The organism is Arthrobacter sp. zg-Y20, assembly GCF_030142075.1.
In the GTDB taxonomy this organism is placed as follows: Bacteria; Actinomycetota; Actinomycetes; order Actinomycetales; family Micrococcaceae; genus Arthrobacter_B.
In genome coordinates, this window is sequence record NZ_CP126241.1 from 806615 (window position 1) to 826897 (window position 20283).

Consider the following 20283-nt stretch of genomic DNA (forward strand, 5'->3'; position numbering starts at 1 on the left):
ACCCATCAGTTTCTAGCCCCGCACCAGCCCGAGCACCCGCCGCAGGATCTCCTCCCCGGCCAGCACTCCACGGGCCGCGGTGACCTGCAGGTGCCGGTCGCGGTAGCCGGCGTCGTCCAGCTCGCCGTGCGCGGGGCGGAAGGCGACGTCGGCGGCCTGGAGCATCGGCCGGTCCAGCAGCGAATCCCCGGCAGTGATGATGCGCTCCGCCCCGGTCCGGCGGGCAACCTCGGCCACGGCATCCTGCTTGGTCACGGGCACCGGCACGCAGTACAGCTTGCGGCCCTGCAGCGAGACAGTCCAGCCGCGCTCCGTACACCAGGTCTCCAGCTCCAGCAGGAACTGCCCCGGCAGTGCCGCCCGGTCCACCACGGCGTAGGCAAACAGGTCCTCAGCCGTGCGCAGCTTCAGCGTCCAGGCCGCGAACTCCGGGCGGGCCAGATACGCCGACACCTCGGCCAGGGGAGCGCAGCCGCCGGCCACCAGGGAACGGACCTTGTCCTGCCAGTCGGCGTCGGGCTCCCCGTGGTGCAGGATCACCCCGCCGTTGGTGGTCACCGCGTACTCCGGTGACGGAGCGGGCAACTGGATCCGCCGGTACTGGGCCACCGTGCGCGTGGTCACGGGAACAAACACTGCAGCCTCCGCGGCGGCCACCAGCAGGTCCTCGGCCGCACGGGTCATAAAGGACAGCGGTTTGCCCTCGTACACCTCGGAGACCACCAGGCCCGGCGCGGCGGCATCCTCGGTGTCCAGGAACAGGGCGTTGGCGGAATAGATCAGTGTCCGGTCCAGGTCCGAGGCGAAGAGGGTCCTCACGCGTCGGCCCCCGAGGCGGCTCCGGAACCGGCTGGAGCCCCTGCGCCGGCCGCTGCACCGGCAACAGCCTTGCCGTCCGCACCCACCGCCCCCGCGGTGAACAGGGGATGGATCAGGCCCACGCAGCTGAACGGCAGGTCCGGGACTTCCTCCACCGGCACGCCGCGCTGTTCGGCCAGCAGCAGCACATGTGCCACGTCGGTCCGGGCCGCCGGATGCACCAGTACTTTCCACGGCACCCGGCGCAGCAGCACCCGCGTGGTCTCGCCGACCCCGGGCTTCACCAGGTTCACGTTATGGATGCCGTACTCCTCGCTCAGCCGTTCCACCGCGGCCCAGCCGACCCAGGTGGGTGTCCGGTCGGTGCCGGCCAGCTCGGCGGCATGCGCGACGGCGGCGGTCCGAACGGCGTCGAAATGCGCGGACACGGCGGTCAGGAAGTCCCGGGAAACGTCCGCTGCGGCCAGGTGGGAGTAGAACTTCGCGCCGTGGAAATCCTCCGGTCCAATGAGTTCCTTGTTGAACACCGTGCGGGATACCAGGCCCGAAACGGTGGAATTCAAGCAGGCCGAGGGGATCAGGTAATCCTCCCGGGTGCCGAACAGCTCCACGGAATGCCCGGGATCGGCCAGCACCGCCAGCTGCGCGGAGAACCGTACGCCGTCGGTTGCCTCGAACTTCTCCAACGCGGCGGTCAGTTCGCGGGTGATGGCGCCCTTACCGGTCCAGCCGTCCACAAACAGGATCCGCGCCGGATCGTACCGGGAGGCGAGGAAGCGCAGCGCGGTTTCATCCATGCCCACCCCGCGCACAATGCTCATGGTGTAGTGCGGCAGGTCCAGGCCGTGCATCTGCTGCGCCCAGCGGCGCATCAGGATCCCGATGGGTGTACCGGCCCGGGCCAGGGACACCAGCACCGGCTCGCGGTTACGGGCCGCCAGCGCCAGTTCGGTGACGGTGCCGACGGCGGCGGCCACCCGGGGTGCGGAGCGGACCAGGGCCTCCTCGTACAGGTCCTGGTACTGGGCCGAGGGCAGGTATTCCATCGGCAGCGACTCGGCATAATTCGCGCCGCCGGACTGGATGGCCGCTTCCCGCTCGGCCGTGGGTGCCTCCAGCTGCGCATCGCGCAGGTCCTTGAGCAGCCAGGTCACGTCCTCGGCAGCATAGGAGCCGAACTCCGGTCCCGTCAGCGGCACCGCGGAAACCGGCACCGCGGAGACCGGCACCGCGGCGGGAGCGGCTGCCGGGTGTCCGGCCCACTCATCGGCGGCGGGCAGGTCCGCGGGGGCCAGCAGCACGACGACGGCGGGAGTCACCGTGCGCAGCGCCTCGGTGACGCTGCCCGGGCCGGTGATGGACGCCAGATCCGTCCCAGGTTCGGGCACCAGGACAATGCTGCCGAAACCGACCGCGGACCCTCCCGTGCCCTGGACCGTGCCGAGCCGCGGGCCCACGTTGTAGGCGTGCCGCGGGCCGGGGCCGTCTTCGGTGAGGTCATGGCTGGCGAAGTCCACCGAGTTGTTGATGGCGTAGTCGGGCCGGTCGATGGGCACGATGGGGGAGCGGGTGGTGGTGGAAAAACGCACCGGCCCGGTTTCGGCCAGGGCGTTGGCCACGGTTAGGGGCACGTGGATGAATTCCTCGCAGCCCAGCACCAGCACCGGTCCGGTGCTCGAGGGCAGGGCGGCGCGCAGTGCGGCAGCGATGACGGCCAGGTCCTCGCCGGACACGGCGCCCGGCAGGGCCTCGGGCAGGGTGCCCAGGTACTGAGAGGACATTCCCGCGGGATTGCCGAACCGGTCGCTGCGCAGCGGCCGCTGGCAGTCCTTCGCTGCGTCCAGCACGGTCAGCGTGCCCGGTTTCTGCGCCGTCGCCTCCACTGCCGCGCGGTCAGCGCCGTCGTTTCCTGCGGCGGCGGGCAGGGCAGTGATGACTTGCTGCGCCCGGGCCAGGATGTCTTCGCCCAGCTCGATCCGGCCGGTGCCGAGGGCAACTACTTCGATCCGGCAGCCCAGCGCGGCGGCCAGCTCGTCGAACCGCGCCCGGTCGGCGTCGGAACGCAGGTCAATCAGCGAGGCCACCACGTACACCGGATGCGGGGCCGCGGCGTGCAGTTCGGCGATGGTGTTGATGACCGTGGCACCGGTGCTGAGCTCATCATCCACGAGCACCACCGGGACGTTGCCGTTCAGCAGGGCCGGGTCGGTGGGCAGCAGGCGGTGCGAGGTGGCGTGCGAATGGGCTTCCTCGAAGGCGCCGTAGGCCAGCGCGCCGTCCGGGGCGTGCCGGGTGGAGTGGATGTAGTAGGAGCCCAGTGTGTCCGCGACCAGCCGGCCCAGCCCGGTGGCCGTTTCCGCGTACCCGATGGTCAATACTTCGGGGTGGGAAATCGGCAGGTCCCAGAGCTGTTCCCGGGCATGCATGAGCCGGGCGCGCGCCGACCGGCCCGCAGCCGGGCGGGCGCCGGCGCCGCGGGCGTCGCCGTCGACCGCCGCGCCTTCACCGCGCAGCACCGCCTGCACCTCGGCCGCGACCGAGCACAGGACGGCCTCGTTCACCGTGCTGCCCAGCGCGGCGCCGGCCAGGGAGCCAAGCAGCTCGCCGGCGGCCAGCACCAGGGCGGGTTCGGTGGGGACGTGCTTGGCCAGCACGCGGGAGACCAAGAGGTGCGCCCGGCGCGGGTTCCGGCGCAGCGCCAGGCCCACCAGGTCTTCCACGGGCAGCAGCGCGGAGGGGTCGGAGGTGATCCGCACGCCCAGGGCCTCGTGGACAAACCCGCCGGTCCAGGGGTGCTGGCTCAATTCATGCTCGCTTCCAGAAGATCTACATAGGTGGTGTCGGGGGCGGTCACACCGAAGGCGGCGGCCCGGACGAGGGTGGAAGCTGCCCACGCCTGATGCGGTTTCATTTCGTTCATCTTGTTTTTATACGGGGACGCCGCCGCCCCGCCGCCGGCCGCACCGGAGATGTGCAGGGCGTCCAGGTAGGCCTCGTGGCTGATCACGGACATGGCGTGGACCAGCGGAACGTGCGAGGGATGGATAACGGTTTTGCCGAGCAGGCCATTGGCCAGGTCCAGTTCGATCTCGCGGATCAGCCCGTCCAGGTTCGCCGTCAGCAACCGCTGCCGCAGGCCCAGCTCGTCCGCCTCCGCGAACGGGGTGGAGCGCAGCATGGACCGCAGCACCCGTTCCCCGGAACCGTAGTGTTCCCAGACCGGTCCGCTGATGATGAAGCCGTCCGGCCGGCCCAGGATGTTCACGATGTCGCCGATCACCGCGGAGACCACCTTGACGTCATAGATGGTCAGGTCCCGGGACCGGCGCAGCCCGTAGGCGCTGGACATGTCCGTGGCGCCTATCCGCACCGCGAGGACATCAGCCCGGTTTGCCTGCAGCAGGTCCTGTATCCCGGTGAGGGTGGATGTGCGGGTTTCGGCGTGGATCATCAGCGGCGATTCCAGGATCGGCATGATCCGCAGCTGCCGGGTCCCCGGCACGGCAGCTTCACGCGCCGCGTTCACGGTGTGCAGGGCGTCCAGGAAACGCTGCGCGGACCCGGTGGTGTTCTCGAACTTCGGGATCACGAACCCAGTGAGCACGTCCAGCGCCGTGCCGGCGCGTTCGGCCAGGCTGAGCAGCTGTTCCGGGGTGCGTACCCGGACGAAAAGCATCAGGTCCGCTGCGCCGCCGCTCCGGCTTTCCCGCTCCAGCTGGGCCAGGGCGCCCACCACATTGGTTTCCGCCGCCGGAACATCGGCGTCCGCAATGGAATCCTCCAGGCACAGCACCATGCTCAGCACGCCGCGGGCGGCCTGCTTGCGCACATCCTTGACCAGGTCCGGGCGGGTGCCGGGGCAGTACAGGGTGGCGCCAAGCGCAGTAGCCAGCAGGCCGGGGTCGGAATCCAGGCCCAGGTCCTGCGGCGGACGGTGGAACAGGCGGGCGGTTTCGGCCTCGCTGAGGCTGGAGAAGTGGCGCACGGCGTCAGTTCCCCCGGAACGGGAAACGTGCGGTCATGCTGAAGCCGAAGGCCTCCCAGATGGATTTGAGTTCCATCCCGTAGGGCATCACCTCGGCGCGCAGCTCCAGCACATTGCCGATCCGCAGGACCGAGAGCACGTAGAAGCTGCGTTCTCCGGCCGCTTCCGGGATGGTGACCGATTCCCCGTTGAACAGGCCCACGTTCATGGGCTGTTTGGGCTTGGGGAAGAACAGTGCCCGGCGCAGCATCCCGGAATGGCGCAGCGCGATCAGGGCCAGGTCATCTTCGTAACTGACCAGCCGGCGGTTGCCCGGGGTGTCCACGGCCACGCCCTCAAGGGCGTCGGCGGGGATTCCGGGACCGGGTGCGGGCTGGCTGCCGGTGCTGAAGTCCCGGCCCTCCCAGACGGCGCGGATGGTCCCGGCGACGGCAAGGCTGCCCACTGCCGATTCCATCGGAGTCAGGCGCAGGACCGGGTTGCCGGTGTCCAGGGTGCGCAGCTCCTTGATGCCCGGGGCGGGGAACAGCCGGGTGTGCAGCGGGGCGGGGGCGGAGGGTGAGGCCGCGGGCGCGGCTGGGGAAGACGGCGCGGACGACGACGGCGCCCCGGAACCGCGGGACTCGGAACCGCGGGACCCGGAACTGCGGGAGCCGGCGTCGTTGGCGGTGGCCCGGTTGCTGTGCGCCTCGGCGTTGGGGGAGAGCCCCAGGGACAGCGAAGTGCTGACCGTGGGCGGTGCCGCCTGCTGCCGGGGCGGGGAAAGTGAGAGGGAACCCGGGGCCGGAGCTGCGGGAGCCGACGTCGTGCGGGGCGGGCTTGCCGGCGTCCCGGACGAGACCGGAGCCGACGGCGAAACCGGCGTCGAGGCAGCCGGTGCGGCAGCAACCGGGGCTGCCGCGGCGCGCGGCTTGACCCGGCGGCTCAGGTAGGGGAGGTCGGTGCGCACGGCACGCGAACGGTTCACGGCCATTGCCTAGAGGTCGAATCCGAAGTCGGCGGCGAGCCCGCGGAGCCCGGTGGTGTATCCCTGGCCCAGGGCACGGAACTTCCAGTCACTGCGGTGCCGGTACAGCTCGCCGAACATCATGGCGGTGATGCTGTCCCGGTTGGCGGCGGGCAGGTCGAAGCGGACCAGTTCCCCGCCGTCGGCCCGGGCCACCCGGATGTAGGCGCTGCGCACCGCGGCGAAGGTGCCCGGGCCGCGCAGCTCGGGGTCCGCGTAGACGGCAAACACAATCTTGGTAACGGACGCGGGCACCCGGGAAAGGTCGACGTCGATCTGTTCTTCGTCCTCGTCGCCGGCGAACTGCACCGAAGCCTCGGGGCTGGCGATCTGGTTGAAGAACACCAGATGGTCATCGGAGAGGACCCGGCCGTCGGGGCCGCAGAGCAGGGTCAGCGGCACCAGCTCGGACTGCGGTCCGCGGCTGGGAATCACATTCCAGCCCAGGCCCACCATTACCGAGGTCAGGCCCGGGTTTTCCGCGGTCAGGGCGGCGTTGGCGCCGGCCACCAGGGTACCCATTTACTGCTCCCCGAAGGTCAGGGAGGAGGGGGAGAACTTGTCATCCAGGAACCGGCCGTGCGTGGACAGCTCGGCGATGGCACCGGTGCGGACCTGGTTCTCCAAATCCCGGGCGATGCCCTCGAGGATGGTCAGTTGTTCAACGAGCAATGCGGTGGCCTCGGAATCGTCGGTCCGCTCCCGGTCATTCAGGGCCACGTAGGCCCGCAGGGGAGTCGGAAGGTAGTTGGTGATGATGGCGTTGAGCAGCACCCGCTGCTCGGTGGACGCGCCGTTGCTGCCCACGTATTCCAGCAGCGGGGCCAGGATGTCATCGATCTGCCGGACCATGGAAGAGACCATCGGCGGCAGGGCAGCTCCGGCGCGGCGGACGGCGGTGCGCAGGTTCACCAGTGACCGTACGGTCTCCCGGTGTTCGGCGTCGGGGCCCGACGGCGGCTGGTCGCCTTGCTGCGCCAGCTCCGCCACCGGTTCCGGCGTGTTGCCGAAAAGGGACCCGAAGAACCTGCCTATCGCCACGGCCGTGCCTCATGCATGGAAGCTGCCCTGCCCGGCATTTAGCGGGACTCGCTCTGGCGGGAGCGCTCCAGGTACGGCTTCGCCTGGGTGATGGTGCTCTCCAGGGACTTCACCGTGCCCTCCATGTTGCGGGCAGCCTCGGAACGGAAGTTGTCGATGGCGTCCATGGTCTGGAACACGTTGTCGAAGGCCCGCTGCAGGGTCTCCACGCTCACGCCGGAGCTGGAGGCCTGCTGGTGTATGCGCGCCGTCTGGTCCTTGAGCATTTCGCTGGTGCTCAGGATCATGTTGTTCGTGGTGGCGTTCACGGCGTCGATCTGGTCCAGGACCATCTTCTGGTTCGCCAGTGCCTGGGCCACGATCACGGCGGTGCGCAGTGCCGAAATGGTGGTGGTGCGGGCCCGTTCCACGCCCTTGATCAGTTCCACGTTGTTCTTGCGGATCAGGTCCATGGCCAGGTAGCCCTGCACGGAGACGGCGAGCTGGGTCAGGATGTCCTGGCGGCGCTGCCGGATGGGGAAGAGCACGTCTGCTTCCAGGGCGTTGGCCTGTTCAATCTGCCCGGAGTTCTTGAGCTTGTCCACCTTCTCCACGCAGGCGGCGTCCAGGGACTCGGCCAGCACGGAGTATTCGCTCAGGGTCTGCATGGTCTTCCACAGCTCCACCTTTTCCCCGGCGAGGGAGGCGTTGTCCTTGAGCAGCTCGTCCTGGCCGGCCATCAACGACTTGATGATCTTGTCCAGCTGGACCTGCGCGGACTCGTACTTCTGGAAGTACTTGGCCAGCTTGTTGCCGCCCGGGATGATGCCCAGGATCTTGCGGCCGGTGCCCAGGTTCGCCTGGTTCGGGGTCAGGTCCTCCACGGTGCTGCGCAGGTCGCCCAGAGTGGTGGCGACCTTCTTCTGGGCGTCGTTGCCGGAGCGCTTGGCGCCGGCCACCGAGGTGGAGGAGCGGTCCAGCAGGCGGCTGGAGTAGCCGGCGGACGTGGTCATTTCCTGTCCGGCCAGCTTGTTGATGGAATCCACCTGGGCGGTGAACTCCGGGCTGCGGGCGTCCAGCTTGGATACTTCCTCCATGAAGGAACGCGCCTGGGCGGCGATTTCCTTGCGGCGTTCTTCCGGAACCGGGACCATTCCGGGAGCGTCGTTCGGCGCTACCGGGGCGGGCGGTTCGGGTGCCTGAAGCACCAGGGCTTCGGAGGCGTCCGGGGGAGTCAGCGGTGAAGTCATGGTCCAGCCTTTTCGTAAGGTGAGCTGCGGTATGGGTGCGGGGAGTGTTCCGGCCCGCGGAAGCACTCCCCGCAGGGGTGTAGCTGAGAAGCTAGAGCCTAGCTGAGCTGGACTCCAAAATCGGTAACAATTCCGGCCAGTCCCGAAGCGTAGCCCTGGCCCACGGCCTTGAACTTCCATTCGCCGTTGTTGCGGTACACCTCGGCGAAGATCATGGAGGTTTCCGGTGCGGCGTCCTCGCTGAGGTCGAACCGGACAATCTCGGAGTCGTTGTCCTGGTTGATCACGCGGCAGTATGCACCGCGGACCTGGCCGAAGTTCTGGTGGCGCACGTCGGCCTGGTCAATGGAGACCACAATGACCACGCGCTCGACGTCGGCGGCCATAGAGGTCAGGTCCAGCAGGATCTGCTCATCGTCGCCTTCACCGGCGCCGGAGCGGTTGTCGCCCAGGTGGGTGACGGAGCCGTCCTTGGCTGCGGGCTGGTTGTAGAAGATGAAGTCGTCGGAGGACCGCACCTTGCCGTTGGCGCCGATCATCAGGGCCGAGGCGTCGAGGTCGAAGGGTTCGCCCGTGGTGGTGCGGGGATCCCAGCCCAGGCCGACAACGGCCTTCTGCAGCCCGGGGTCGGTCTTGGTGAGGGAAAGGTTGTTGCCCTTCGCGAGGGTCAGACCTGCCATGGTATTCAGCTCCTAGTACGGGGGATGGGTTTAGTCGAGGGCGATGCCGAAGTCGGTGGCGACTCCGTACAGTCCGGAGGCGTAGCCCTGGCCGATGGCGCGGAACTTCCACTCTCCGCGGTTGCGGTAGATCTCCGCGAAGATCATGCAGGTTTCCGCTGCCGCGTCTTCGCTGAGGTCGTAGCGGACCACTTCCGCGTCCGTGTCCTGGTTGACCACCCGGCAGTACGCGTCGCGCACCTGGCCGAAGTTCTGGTGGCGGGCTTCGGCCTGGTCGATGGAAACCACAATGACCACGCGGTCGACGTCGTCGGTCAGGATGCTGAGGTCAATCAGGATCTGCTCGTCGTCGCCGTCGCCCAGGCCGGTGCGGTTGTCGCCCTGGTGGACCACCGAGCCGTCCTTGGCGGACAGCTGGTTGTAGAAGATGAAGTCGTCCTGGGAGCGCACCTTGCCGTTGGCGCCCAGCAGCAGTGCCGACGCGTCCAGGTCAAAGGGATCCCCGCTGGTGGTGCGCGGGTCCCAGCCCAGGCCGATCAGGGCCCGTTCCAGCCCCGGATCGGCCTTCGTGAGGGAAAGGTTGCTTCCTTTGGACAATGTCAGGCTGGACAAGGTGCTCTCCTTTGAGACGTGCGGTTAGAGCGAGCGGGCGGCGGTGGGGATCAGGTCCATGACCGTGCGGCCCTGGGCCCGTTCGCCGAGAGCGGTGAAGCTCCAGCCCGAACCGTCGCGGGACACCTTCGCCATGACCATGGCCGTGTGGGTGCCCGAGTCGGTCAGCTGGTAGCGGGCAATTTCGGGGCTGCCCGGCGTCGAGTCGTCGATCAGGCGGCAGAAGGCGTTCTCCACCTGGTCGAAGGTCTGCCGGCTGTAGCTGGAGATCACGAAGACAATCTGCTGCACGGCGGGGGAGACGGCCTGCAGGTTTACCAGGATGACCTCGTCGTCGCCCTCGCCGGCACCGGTGAGGTTGTCACCGGTGTGCTTGGCGGAGCCGTCCTTGCTGGCCAGCTGGCCGTACCAGACCTGGTCAACGGCGTTGCCGTTGGCATCGAAGAAAATGGCTGAGGCATCCAGGTCCACTTCGGCGGCCTTCTTGGTGCCGAAGATTCCACGCTTGACCGGGGCTGCGGAATCCCAGCCCAGTCCCAGACGCGTCTTGCTCAGTGCGCCGCCGTCCTTCTTCGTCAGTGACAGCGACTGACCTTTCTGCAGGCTCAGGCCCATGATTCTCCTTTGTTATTTGGTGTACGCGGGTTCATTGGCGGCGTTGGCCGCTGCCACGCGCTTGTTGCGGACAATCGAGGAGGTCAGGGCGGCGAGGATGAAGACCACGCCGATCAGACCGGTGATGACCTCGTTGATTTCGAGCTCGATGGTGAGCAGCAGGATGGCGGCCAAGGCGCCGATGGCCCAGTGTGCGCCGTGGTCCAGGTACACGAACTCGTCCAGGGTGCCCTGGCGGACCAGGAAGACGGTCAGGGACCGGACGAACAGGGCGCCGATGAGGCCGAGGCCGAGGGCAATGATGATCGGGTCCGAGGTGATCGCGAAGGCGCCAATGACACCGTCGAAGGAGAAGGACGCGTCAATGACTTCGAGGTAGAGGAAGAGCATGAAGGCGGCCTTGCCGGTGGCCTTGACCAGCCCGTTGGGGCCCTTCTTCGGCTCGTGCGCCTCGGCGTCGTCGGCGTCGTAATCCTCATCGCCGTCGACGTCGAACATGTCGCCCAGCCCAGTGACCAGCAGGTAGGTGATCAGGCCGGCGACACCGGCAATGAAGATGTCGGTGGTGTGCTTGTCATCGGCCAGCAGGGCTGCGGCCAGCAGGGCGGCGAGGCCAACCACGAGGGAGGCGCCGTTGATCTTGCCGATCTTGCCCAGCGGGGCCTCAAGCCAGCGCAGCCAGCGGATGTCGCGTTCCTCGAACATGAAGTCCAGGAAGATCATCAGCAGGAACAGGCCGCCGAAGGCAGCGATCTGCGGGTGTGCCTCGTGCAGGATGTACCCGTAGGTGCCTTCCTGCTCCGGGTCGCCCTTTTCCAGGGCCAGCTGCAGCGCATCGATGGGGTTCATGCTGGCACTGATGCCCACAATCAGCAGCGGGAAGATGATGCGCATGCCAACGACGGCGATCAGGATGCCGACGGTGAGGAACATCTTCTGCCAGAAGGGGCTCATTTTTTCGAGGATGCGCGCGTTGACCACGGCATTGTCGAAGCTGAGGCTGATTTCGAGAACACCCAGGATGGCGCAAAGGACAAGTGCCTCTACCCCGCCGTAGAAGAACGCGATGACCAGCGCGACGGCCGTAATGGCGAACGACCAACCGAAAGTCTTGAGAAACACTCTGCTTGCAGCTCCTTCAGTTCCTGCACGCAGCCGGTGGCCGGGGTAGGCAAAAACTAGGTAGAGGATGGCTTTGTTCCAAACGGAATTAGGGGTTCAGTATGTCGCACCTGAAAGGGCGCGGGCAACTACCACCGGTAGCGGCCGCGGGGACGCCGGAGCGGGGCGGTGCCGCGGCGCGCGGCGCGGCGTCCGTGGGCCGGGGTCCTGGGGTGCTTGCTGAGGCGCTTGATTGGGCAGGGGCGGCCGCCGTCTGGAAGGATAAAGGAAAGCCTACTTACCAAGGCGCCGTTTGAAGGAGGACTGCATGCAGGACCACACTCAGGACCACACTCAGGCTCAGGATCATGTTCAGCCGCAGGACCAGACGCTGCCGCAGGACCAGGCGCTGCCCCAGGACCAGGCGGGCCGGATCACCAGCCCGGTGATGAACATTCCGGCGGCCGACATTGTTGACGGCGGCGCCTCTGCTGCCCCGGCTTCGCAGGTGGATCCGGCCGAGGTGGCCATCCTTGCCGAAGCGGAGGATCCGGGCACAAGCCATCTGCGGCTCCAGGAACTGGCGACCGATCATCCCCTGGCCCGTCCTGCCGTTGCCGCAAACCCCGCGGCAGGCCCGGAACTGCTTGAATGGCTGGCCGCACTGGACGACGCCGGTGTAAACGAGGCCCTCGCGCGGCGCGGAGCCTAGCTGCAGGCCGTTTGTGCTTTGCACGGCCTCGAGCCGAGGCGGGTGCAACTCACTGCATCACTGCAACTAACTGCAACTAACTGCATAACTAAGGGACATCCCGCTGCACCAGGACCTGGGCGGCGGGATGTCCTGTATCCGGGGTCGGGTCGGTCGGCGGAGGGACCGGGGTCGGTCGGCGGGCGGAGGGACCGGGGTCGGTCGGCGGGCGGGGAGTGCGGGGCGCTGCTTCTTAGGTGAGCAGTTTTTCCCACGCTCTGTTATTGGTGAGGCTGGTGGGTTCCCTCGAATCACTTCAGTAACAGAGTGTGGGAACCCGCGTGCGCCGGGGGAGTCCTGGTCCGGGGAAACCAGCACCTTTCGCCGCTGGCTGCAGGCGGGTTGTATCCGCAGATGAATTCCTTGTTCCCACGCCTGTGACCGCCGCAACAGTGGGCCGAACAGCGTGCTAGGGTCTTCTGCGATACGTATCTGTTGGCTCGGGGGGACCATCACTTACTCCTTCCGGGCGTAACTACCTGGGGGAGAATTGAAAAACTGCACGAGCTGCGGCGCTGCACTACAGCCGCACTGGAAATTCTGTACCAACTGCCAGGCGCCTCAGCCGGCGCAGCAAGACAGTGGAACCGCAGCTCCTGCCGACCCGGATGCTTCGCGCACAGCCGGTTCCGGGGACCAAAATGAGCAGCCGACGCAGCGCTTCGAGCAGCCGGCCGCCGGGCCTACGGATCCCCAGCCGACGCAGCGCTTCGAGCAGCCGACCCCCTGGCCTACGGATCCCCAGCCGACGCAGCGCTTCGAGCAACCCCCGGCCCAAGCGGGTGCGTCCACCCCGACAACCTCGGTATTTGATCCGCCCGTTGTCGCCCCCACCGGCGCCTACGCAACGGCCGGAAGCTTCGCCCAGCACGCCCCGAGCCAGGGTGCCGGCGCTTCCGCCAATCCCGGCGGATACGGGCCGGGCAACGGCAATAACTTCAACGGCCCGGGCAACGGCGCGAACAACAACGGCAACGGCCCCGCCGGACCCGGTGTGCCGCCGTCGGGCTCCGAAACGCCGAAAAAACCCAACCGCAAGGTAATCATCCTGGTTGTGGTCCTGGCGATCCTGCTTGCCTTGGGCATCGGAGCGTACTTCTTTGTGCAGAACATCGTCCGCGGCGGCGCCGGCTCCCCGGACGCTGCAGCAGACAAGCTGTTGGAATCTATCGAATCCAAGGACGTGGTGTCCCTGGTCGGGCTGGTTCCCCCGAACGAGCGTGAGCCGCTTCAGCGGCTGCAGGAACACGTCGAAGAGAAGATGGACGAATTCGGGATCCAAGACGCCATGGACAAGGTTGGCCGCGGCGAGGAAGAAAACGAGGACGAACTGACGTTCGACGGCGTCGACATCACCTTCACGGACGTTGCGCCGGAAATCACCGAGATTGACGAGAACACGGCCCTGATCAAGTACACCGAGGGTGAAGTCCGGGTGCAGATGGACCCGGACGCCACCAACGGACAGCTGCGGTCCCTGTTGGAAGCATCCGGTGACGCGGGCGAGGAAAAGATTGACGAGACCACAAAGCTGTCTGAGCTGGGACCGGACGGATCGGCCCTGACACTGGTCGCCACCAAGCGTGACGGCAGCTGGTACATCAGCCCCACGTACAGCGTGGTGGAAATGGTCAACCAGAGCGAAGACTTCGGCCACGGCTCCGTGCCGGATTCCGCAGGCGGCAGCAACAGTCCCGCCGAGGCGGCGCAGGCCATGGTGGAGTCGCTGCCCGAGGTGATGGACAAGGGGAGCGTGGAGCCGCTGGCCGGAACACTGTCCGTCCACGAAGGCGGCCTCCTGTACCTTTACGGCGAAATGTTCGACTCGGTCTTGGAGGGTGTGGCCGGGGAAGAACTGAACGTGAGCGACGTGCGCTTCTCCGAAGGTGAAACGGACGGAGACCGTGCCAGCGCCGTCGTCGAGAACATCACGCTGGAAAGCGGATACGGCGACGAGGTCACAGTGACCAAGGACTGCATCGAGGGTGAAACAGATTCGGACAGCTTCTGCCTGAACGGTTCCGGCTACTCCTCGAACGCGTCGCCGGAGATGTTCGGCGGGGTGAAGGAGTTCTCCCTGACCACGGTCAAAGAGGACGGCAAATGGCGGGTCAGCATGGAGGACACCGTTGTTGACTGGATGATTCGGTGGTCGGATTCGCTCACCCGGGAGCAGGCCCTGGCCTTGATGCAGCTCGCCAGCAGTGAGGATCCCAGCGGAGATATCGTGCCCGATGAAGCCACTGAGGTGGAGTTCAACTCGGCCGGTTACGCGGTGCTCTCCCTGAGCCTGGATGAGGACATGGAACTGACGGCCGAAGACGAATACGAGTTCGGCACCATCACCGTGTACTCCGAGGACGGCAAGGAAGAGATCGGCACCCTGGGCTACGGCGATGAGATTCCGGCAGGTGACTACAAGCTGGTGGTCTTCGCCGGCTATGAATGGGACGGCGAGTTTGCCGAGAACGGCAGCGACACCAACTATTCCAAGGAACTTACGCTGACCGAGGACGACGGCTATTCGTCGTCGACGTCCCCGACGTCCCCGACGTCGCCGAAGTCGCCATCCACGACGCCGTCACCCTCCGCCTCGCCCTCGACGGCGCCTGACGCCCCGGAGGACTCTGCCTACGGCTTGCTGATGCCAGCGGAAACCATGAGCCACGACATGGCTGCCAGCGACGGCGAGTCAGAGGCCGTGGTGACTGTGATGGGTTCCTCCACGTCACCGATTGTCATCGGCGTGACCCTGGACGGCCAGGAACACAAGCTGGACATTGCGCAGGGAGGACGCGGCGAGCTCCCCATCCCGTATCCCAATGACGGCAAGGGCCACACCATGACCGTCCGGATGATCGACGGCGGTGACGGCTCCATGATGCTCAGCTACAACATCAGCATCGAACGCAAGTAACGTGCACCGGTACCGGGACCGCATGCCCGTCCCGGTACCGGTGCTCCACTCTTCAAGATTTCCCGGCGACTGCCGGCGCACACGACGTAGAAACCCAAGGGAAGGCACCATGAAATTCTGTCCAGAATGCGGTAAACCACAAGAACCGGGAGGCCGGTTCTGCCCGGAGTGCGGGCACGCCATGGGCGCCGACACTTCGCCGGAAACCAGCTCCGCCCCGGCGCAGCCCGTTTCGGGTCCTTCCGGAGAAACTCCTGCGGCCGGTCCTGCCGGCGAAGCCGGAACGGCCGGACCGGAGTCCGCCGGCGCGGGGACCCCTGCAGCCGCCGCCGAGGTACGTGAGCCGCAGTTTGCCCCCGCCGGTGCCCCCGCCGCAGGCCACCCCCACCAGGGCTTCGCCCAGCCGGGTCAGGGTTACGGTCAGCCGGGCCAGCCGGGTCATCCGCAGGGCTTCGCGCAGCCGGGTCGGCCGCAGGGTTACGGTCAGCAGCCGCCGCAGGGTTACGGTCAGCCGCAGGGTTATGGCCAGCCCGGTCAGCAGCCGCCGCAGGGTTACGGTCAGCAGCCGCCGCAGGGTTACGGCCTGCCGGGTCAGCCGCAGGGTTATGGCCAGCAGCAGCCGCCGCAGGGCTACCCTTACCCGCAGGGTTACCCGCAGCCGCCCGTGCAGCAGGCGCCCAAGCGTCCGTCCGCATTTGCCGGCGTCCCGGTCAGCGACTATGTCCGGGACGGCATTGCGTTCCTGGCCCTGTTCTTTTCGCTGTTTATGACCTGGTGCTGGGGACTTGACACCTACGAAGAGAACGAGGCCAAGGCCTGGGGCCGGGTCGACGTCCTGCTGATCACCATCCTCAGCATGCTCTCCCTTGGCGTCAGCTACCTCTGGCGTGCCGGAATGCTGGGACAGAAGGTTGGTTACCGGGCCATTCAGGACATCAGGCTGCTGGCCAATGTCCCGTACGTGGTGCTGGTGCTCGTGTATCTGGTCCTGAGCATGCTGGCCAAGGACGCTTACTCCAACTTCTACGGGCTGGGTGCAGCGGTGGCCTTCGGCCTGGCCGGAGCGCTGCTTGCCGCACAACCGCGGCGCGCGGAAATTGCCGATGGAGACGCCGACGGCGCCCGGAACCGGCGTTGGCTGTTCATCGCGTTTGGCGTGGTGGGTCTCGCCGCAGTTGTCGTAGTTGTTGACCTTGTCCAAGCAGCGATCCAGGTTGTGTCGGAGGACATCGATGTCGACCACATGGGGGTCAGTCTGGTCCTGGCCATCCTGGGTTCGGGCCTTGCCGTATTCATCCTGGCCTTCATCACACTGCGGGTCCGGCGTGGGGAAGACCCCTGGCGCTTCCTGGGTGTCGTCCTGGGCGTGGGCACCGCATTCCTGGCCCTTATCTCGCTGACCCGAACCCAAGCATTCGATATCTCAGTCACCCCGGGCTGGATCGGCTTCCCTCAGATGTTCTGGATGGCGTTCGGCGTTGTGATGTCAGCACCGTCTGTTGCCCGTCTCACGGAACGTACTGTCGCGGCCCCCGGCGACCGCAAGGCTGCACTTAAGCCGTTCCTGTTCCTGGCGTTGCTCCTGTCCTGCGCCGTCGTGGTCTTTTCGTTGGTGGGCCTGACCGTGGCCTTGGTGAACGAGTACGACGTTATTGCCCCCTGGGTAGTCACGCTGATCCTGGGCCTCGTTGCGGCCGTCGGCACCGTGCTGGCGCCGCGGCTGCTTTACCGCGACGGACGGTCCACGTTCGTGATGGGCAGTGCCTACGCCGTCGGGCTGTTCGTTATTGCCCTGATCCTGATGATTGTCTGGGCGGTCGCGGGATCCGATGGCTCACCGTTCAGTGAGGGTATTCCCAGCTCGCCAGTCGAGTCCATGGTCCTGGTGCTTGGCTGGATCCTGGCCTTCGGCGTGCTTGCCGTGCTGTGGCTGAACCGTGCGGTCCGCGCACACTTCACCTCGCTGCCTGCTGCCGGCAGCCGTACCGGGTTCAACTTTGCAGGAGCTCCGGGCCAGCAGGCGCCGTCGCACACTCCGGGCATTCCGACGCCGGCAGCCCTCTACGGTGCGCAGCAGGTTCCGTTCCAGCAGCCGGCACAGCCCGGGCAGTTCGCTGGTCCGCAGGGTCAGCAGCCGCCGCAGTTTGGCGGACAACCGGGCCAGCAGTTCCCCGGGCAGCAGTCCGCTCCGGGAACCCAGCCGGCACCTGGGCAGCCGCAGCACCAGCAGGCCCCGGCTCAGGAGCAGGCACCCGTTCAGGAGCAGGCTCCTCAGGGGCACACCCCGCGGGAGCAGCAAGCGCACCTGGCGCCGGCTGATGTTCAGCCGCCCGCCGAAGAGGAAGCGGCCGAAGAAACCGTCCGCCGCGTCCCCGCAGACGATCCCGATGCCGCCCTCCTGGCAGAAGCAGCCGATCCGGCAACGCCTCTGGCCCGGCTGCAGGAGCTGGCCACCCATCCGCGGGCGCGGGTAGCGGTGGCGGCGAACCCGTCCACGTACCCGGATCTGCTCAACTGGCTTGGCCAGCTGGGCGATCCGGCTGTGAATGAGGCATTGAACCGCCGCCAGCAGTAGGTACCGCACCGCACCGCACTGCGGCAGCCGGCGTCGTCGCACCAGCGACGGCGCCGGCTGCCTTTTCATCCGACACCACCTGAGGGGCATTATGAGGACACCGAAACTGCTGTTCTCCGGGCGGTCCCGCAGGAACATCAGGGTGCGGCGCAGGACGGCGGCCGCCGCGGGCATGGCCGTGTTCCTGGTTGCCTGTTCGGGCACCACACCGGAGCACCGGCCCGCCCCATCCGCCCCAACGCCAGCCGCCCCCAGCTCGGCAGCGCCACCCCCGGCCCCGTCCTCGACGCCGGCGCCGTCCTCCACCCCCGACCCGAACGTGGCGGCCCTCCCGGTGCCCTCCGGCTGGCTGGCCGGCAGAAGCGGCGACGCCGGCCGCCTGGTGCTGCTGGGTGACTCCTTCGCTGCGGGTGAAGGCGCCGGAGATTATCGGCCGGCTGTTCCGGGCTACCGCGATTCCTGCCACCGCAGCCTGCACCCGGTGGGAACGGACCTGTTTGCGCCCGAGAACATTACAAATATCGCCTGTTCCCGTGCCACCACCGGCCACCTTGAAGAGCTGCAGCAACTGGTGACCGGCGATTCCGGCCGGGACGCCGAATCTGTGCCCGCCCAGCTCGCACAGCTCCAGGCCGCAGACCCCACGCTTGTACTGCTTTCAGTAGGCGGCAATGACCTGGACTTCGCCGGCCTCCTGCAGGCGTGCCTGCTCGAGGCGCAGTCCTGCAGCGAGAACCCGCAGCTGCGGGAGGACGCGACAGAGCAGCTCGCGGGCCTGCAGCCGGCCCTGGCCGAGGCCTATGCCCGCACGGCGGCCGCCGTCACCGTACCGGTGCTGGTGCTCCCGTATCCGCAGCTGTTCGACGCTCCGCAGGACGGCTGCGGACGCTTGGACCCCGGCGAACAGGCCTTCGCCCGCCAGCTGATCACCGACCTGAACGCGACCATCCGCTCCGCCGTGGTTGCTTCCCCTGCCGCCAACATCTTCTACGTGGATGAGGTGGAGGGCGCCCTGACCGGACACGGCGCCTGCAGTCGGGACCCCTATGTCCATTCCGCCAACGTTTCCGGCCTGCTGGAGGCAGCCGGCTCACGGGCCGCGGACCAGGAGCTGCTGCATCCCACCCGGGACGGTTACCGGGCCATGACCCGTGAGCTGATCCGCTGGGCGGATCAGAACCCGGCACCGGGAACCCAGTGAGCCGTGTCATATCGGACGGGCATGCTGGGTAATACTGGACCGGGACAGCCTGCAAGGACGCGGGCGGGGAACGAAAGGACGTGCCGCCGTGACAAACCGCCCGCCAGGCGCTGCAGCGCTGGACGGATTTTCGACGCTGCTGGTCACCGAGGGAGATGACCGGATCCACGTCCGGCTGAACCGGCCCGAGGTCCGCAATGCCATCGACCAGCTCATGGTGGATGAACTCCACGCAGTATGCGCCGAGCTTGAACGCCGGCCGCGCACGCTGATCCTCTCCGGCACCGAGGTGTCGGGGAAGGGAGTCTTTGCCTCCGGAGCCGACATTGCCCAGCTGCGCGAACGGCGCCGCGACGACGCGCTGGCAGGCATCAACTCCGGGATCTTCGCCCGCCTTGCCGCCTTGCCGCTGCCCGTGATTGCCGCGCTGGACGGGTACGCGCTGGGCGGAGGAGCTGAACTGGCCTATGCTGCCGATTTCCGGCTGGGCACTCCGCGGCTGAAGATCGGCCAGCCGGAAGCAGGCTTGGGCATCATGGCCGCCGCCGGTGCCACCTGGCGGTTGAAGGAACTGGTGGGGGAACCGTTGGCGAAGGAAATGCTGCTGGCAGGCCGGATCCTGGACGCTGATGAAGCACTCGCCGCACGGCTGGTTACCGCACTGCACGAACCGGCCGAGCTGCTGCCGGCCGCCCACGCGCTCGCAGACCGGATCGGTGCCGCGGATCCGCTGGCCCTCCGCCTGACCAAAAGCGCGTTTTCCGCTCCGCGGGAGGCCCACCCGCTGATCGACAACCTGGCCCAGGGCATCTTGTTTGAGTCCGCCGCCAAGTTTGAACGCATGCAGGCGTTCCTGGACCGCAAGGAGACCGGCCGTGACCGATGAAAACGAGAACACCGCCGTCGTTCCGGACCGGGTGGGTGTACTGGGCGGCGGACGGATGGGCGCCGGCATAGCCCATGCCTTCCTGCTCGCGGGAGCGGAGGTGGTGGTGGTGGAACGCGACAGGGACGCCGCCGACGCCGCCCGCGCCCGTGTCACCGGGTCCCTCGCCAAAAGCGTGGAACGAGGCGATACCGATGAAAGCGCCGACGAGCTGGCCGAACGTGCCGTGTTTGCCGTGGACTATGCCGAGTTTGCCCGCTGCGGGCTGGTGGTGGAAGCGGTGCCGGAGGACTTCGCGCTAAAGGCTGCCGCGCTGCGGGCTGTGGAGGAACAGCTCGACGACGGCGCCTGGCTGGCCACCAACACCTCCTCCCTGTCCGTGGACAAGCTGGCCGCCGAACTGTCCCGCCCCGAACGCTTCTGCGGCCTGCACTTCTTCAACCCGGTGCCTGCTTCCAAGCTGGTGGAACTGGTCCTGGGGGCCGCCACCTCCGACGTACTGGCCCGCACCGCCCGGGACTGGATCAGCGCCCTGGGCAAAACCGCCGTCGTGGTCCATGACGCCCCCGGCTTCGCCTCCTCCCGCCTGGGTGTTGCGATTGCCCTGGAAGCCATGCGCATGGTGGAGGAAGGCGTGGCCTCCGCCGAGGACATCGACGCTGCCATGACGCTGGGCTACCGGCACCCCACCGGACCGCTGCGCACCACGGACCTGGTGGGGCTGGATGTGCGGCTTGGCATTGCCGAGTACCTGCACTCCACGCTGGGGGACCGGTTCGCCCCGCCGCAGATCCTGCGCGACAAGGTGGCCCGCGGCGAGCTGGGCCGCAAGACCGGGCAGGGGTTCTTCAGCTACGAATAGCCC

The 20283-nt window shown here is 67.4% G+C and carries 17 protein-coding genes; 6 read left to right on the forward strand and 11 right to left on the reverse strand.

All coding sequences use genetic code 11. The features are described 5' to 3' along the window. Window positions 1–12: 12 nt before the first annotated feature. The 11 genes from QNO06_RS03890 to QNO06_RS03940 all read right to left on the reverse strand — a co-directional run bounded on the left by QNO06_RS03890 (window position 13) and on the right by QNO06_RS03940 (window position 11109). Window positions 13–819 carry an HAD family hydrolase gene (locus tag QNO06_RS03890; protein WP_227913387.1) on the reverse strand — a complete coding sequence of 269 codons (807 nt, stop codon included), beginning with the start codon at window positions 817–819 and terminating at the stop codon, window positions 13–15. After that, window positions 816–3623, reverse strand: coding sequence for a phosphoribosyltransferase domain-containing protein (locus QNO06_RS03895; RefSeq protein ID WP_227913386.1), 2808 nt, complete (start codon window positions 3621–3623; stop codon window positions 816–818). The genes QNO06_RS03890 and QNO06_RS03895 overlap by 4 nt, the downstream gene beginning before the upstream one ends. Further along, the gene (locus QNO06_RS03900) at window positions 3620–4804 is read right to left on the reverse strand and encodes an HpcH/HpaI aldolase/citrate lyase family protein (RefSeq protein ID WP_227913385.1); all 1185 of its coding nucleotides are present in this window, start codon (window positions 4802–4804) and stop codon (window positions 3620–3622) included. The genes QNO06_RS03895 and QNO06_RS03900 overlap by 4 nt, the downstream gene beginning before the upstream one ends. A gap of 4 nt (window positions 4805–4808) precedes the next feature. After that, the gene (locus QNO06_RS03905; RefSeq protein WP_227913384.1) at window positions 4809–5771 is read right to left on the reverse strand and encodes a hypothetical protein; all 963 of its coding nucleotides are present in this window, start codon (window positions 5769–5771) and stop codon (window positions 4809–4811) included. A 9-nt stretch (window positions 5772–5780) separates the two neighbouring features. After that, the gene (locus QNO06_RS03910; RefSeq protein ID WP_227913383.1) at window positions 5781–6332 is read right to left on the reverse strand and encodes a TerD family protein; all 552 of its coding nucleotides are present in this window, start codon (window positions 6330–6332) and stop codon (window positions 5781–5783) included. Next, the gene (locus QNO06_RS03915; RefSeq protein WP_227913382.1) at window positions 6333–6851 is read right to left on the reverse strand and encodes a hypothetical protein; all 519 of its coding nucleotides are present in this window, start codon (window positions 6849–6851) and stop codon (window positions 6333–6335) included. 38 nt (window positions 6852–6889) lie between these two features. Next, complete coding sequence (locus QNO06_RS03920; protein ID WP_227913381.1) at window positions 6890–8080, reverse strand: toxic anion resistance protein; 1191 nt, start codon at window positions 8078–8080, stop codon at window positions 6890–6892. A 98-nt stretch (window positions 8081–8178) separates the two neighbouring features. After that, the gene (locus QNO06_RS03925; protein WP_227913380.1) at window positions 8179–8760 is read right to left on the reverse strand and encodes a TerD family protein; all 582 of its coding nucleotides are present in this window, start codon (window positions 8758–8760) and stop codon (window positions 8179–8181) included. Between the two features lie 30 nt (window positions 8761–8790). Then, window positions 8791–9372, reverse strand: coding sequence for a TerD family protein (locus tag QNO06_RS03930; protein ID WP_227913379.1), 582 nt, complete (start codon window positions 9370–9372; stop codon window positions 8791–8793). A 24-nt stretch (window positions 9373–9396) separates the two neighbouring features. Next, window positions 9397–9987: a TerD family protein gene (locus tag QNO06_RS03935; RefSeq protein WP_227913378.1), complete on the reverse strand. Its 591-nt coding sequence runs from the start codon at window positions 9985–9987 to the stop codon at window positions 9397–9399. Window positions 9988–9999: 12 nt separating this feature from the next. After that, complete coding sequence (locus QNO06_RS03940) at window positions 10000–11109, reverse strand: DUF475 domain-containing protein (protein WP_227913377.1); 1110 nt, start codon at window positions 11107–11109, stop codon at window positions 10000–10002. 307 nt (window positions 11110–11416) lie between these two features. On the opposite strand from QNO06_RS03940, the gene QNO06_RS03945 reads away from it, so the two are divergent. The 6 genes from QNO06_RS03945 to QNO06_RS03970 all read left to right on the forward strand — a co-directional run bounded on the left by QNO06_RS03945 (window position 11417) and on the right by QNO06_RS03970 (window position 20280). Continuing rightward, on the forward strand, window positions 11417–11800 hold the full coding sequence (locus QNO06_RS03945; protein WP_227913376.1) for a variant leucine-rich repeat-containing protein: 384 nt from the start codon (window positions 11417–11419) through the stop codon (window positions 11798–11800). 529 nt (window positions 11801–12329) lie between these two features. Further along, window positions 12330–14756: a hypothetical protein gene (locus QNO06_RS03950; protein WP_227913375.1), complete on the forward strand. Its 2427-nt coding sequence runs from the start codon at window positions 12330–12332 to the stop codon at window positions 14754–14756. Window positions 14757–14937: 181 nt separating this feature from the next. Then, the gene (locus QNO06_RS03955; RefSeq protein ID WP_227913374.1) at window positions 14938–17331 is read left to right on the forward strand and encodes a DUF7937 domain-containing protein; all 2394 of its coding nucleotides are present in this window, start codon (window positions 14938–14940) and stop codon (window positions 17329–17331) included. Between the two features lie 91 nt (window positions 17332–17422). Beyond that, entirely contained in the window at window positions 17423–18532 is a 1110-nt protein-coding gene (locus QNO06_RS03960; protein WP_227913373.1) for a GDSL-type esterase/lipase family protein, read from the forward strand. Between the two features lie 88 nt (window positions 18533–18620). Further along, window positions 18621–19418 carry an enoyl-CoA hydratase/isomerase family protein gene (locus QNO06_RS03965; protein ID WP_227913372.1) on the forward strand — a complete coding sequence of 266 codons (798 nt, stop codon included), beginning with the start codon at window positions 18621–18623 and terminating at the stop codon, window positions 19416–19418. Continuing rightward, window positions 19408–20280: a 3-hydroxyacyl-CoA dehydrogenase family protein gene (locus QNO06_RS03970; protein ID WP_227913371.1), complete on the forward strand. Its 873-nt coding sequence runs from the start codon at window positions 19408–19410 to the stop codon at window positions 20278–20280. The genes QNO06_RS03965 and QNO06_RS03970 overlap by 11 nt, the downstream gene beginning before the upstream one ends. Window positions 20281–20283 lie beyond the last annotated feature (3 nt).

What these genes read in the sequence shown, in the direction of transcription:
- QNO06_RS03925 (WP_227913380.1), bottom strand. Translation starts at nt 8,760, where the DNA reads ATGGCAGGTCTGACCCTCGCGAAGGGCAACAACCTTTCCCTCACCAAG.
- QNO06_RS03960 (WP_227913373.1), top strand. Translation starts at nt 17,423, where the DNA reads ATGAGGACACCGAAACTGCTGTTCTCCGGGCGGTCCCGCAGGAACATC.
- QNO06_RS03910 (WP_227913383.1), bottom strand. Translation starts at nt 6,332, where the DNA reads ATGGGTACCCTGGTGGCCGGCGCCAACGCCGCCCTGACCGCGGAAAAC.
- QNO06_RS03955 (WP_227913374.1), top strand. Translation starts at nt 14,938, where the DNA reads ATGGGCGCCGACACTTCGCCGGAAACCAGCTCCGCCCCGGCGCAGCCC.
- QNO06_RS03935 (WP_227913378.1), bottom strand. Translation starts at nt 9,987, where the DNA reads ATGGGCCTGAGCCTGCAGAAAGGTCAGTCGCTGTCACTGACGAAGAAG.
- QNO06_RS03920 (WP_227913381.1), bottom strand. Translation starts at nt 8,080, where the DNA reads ATGACTTCACCGCTGACTCCCCCGGACGCCTCCGAAGCCCTGGTGCTT.
- QNO06_RS03945 (WP_227913376.1), top strand. Translation starts at nt 11,417, where the DNA reads ATGCAGGACCACACTCAGGACCACACTCAGGCTCAGGATCATGTTCAG.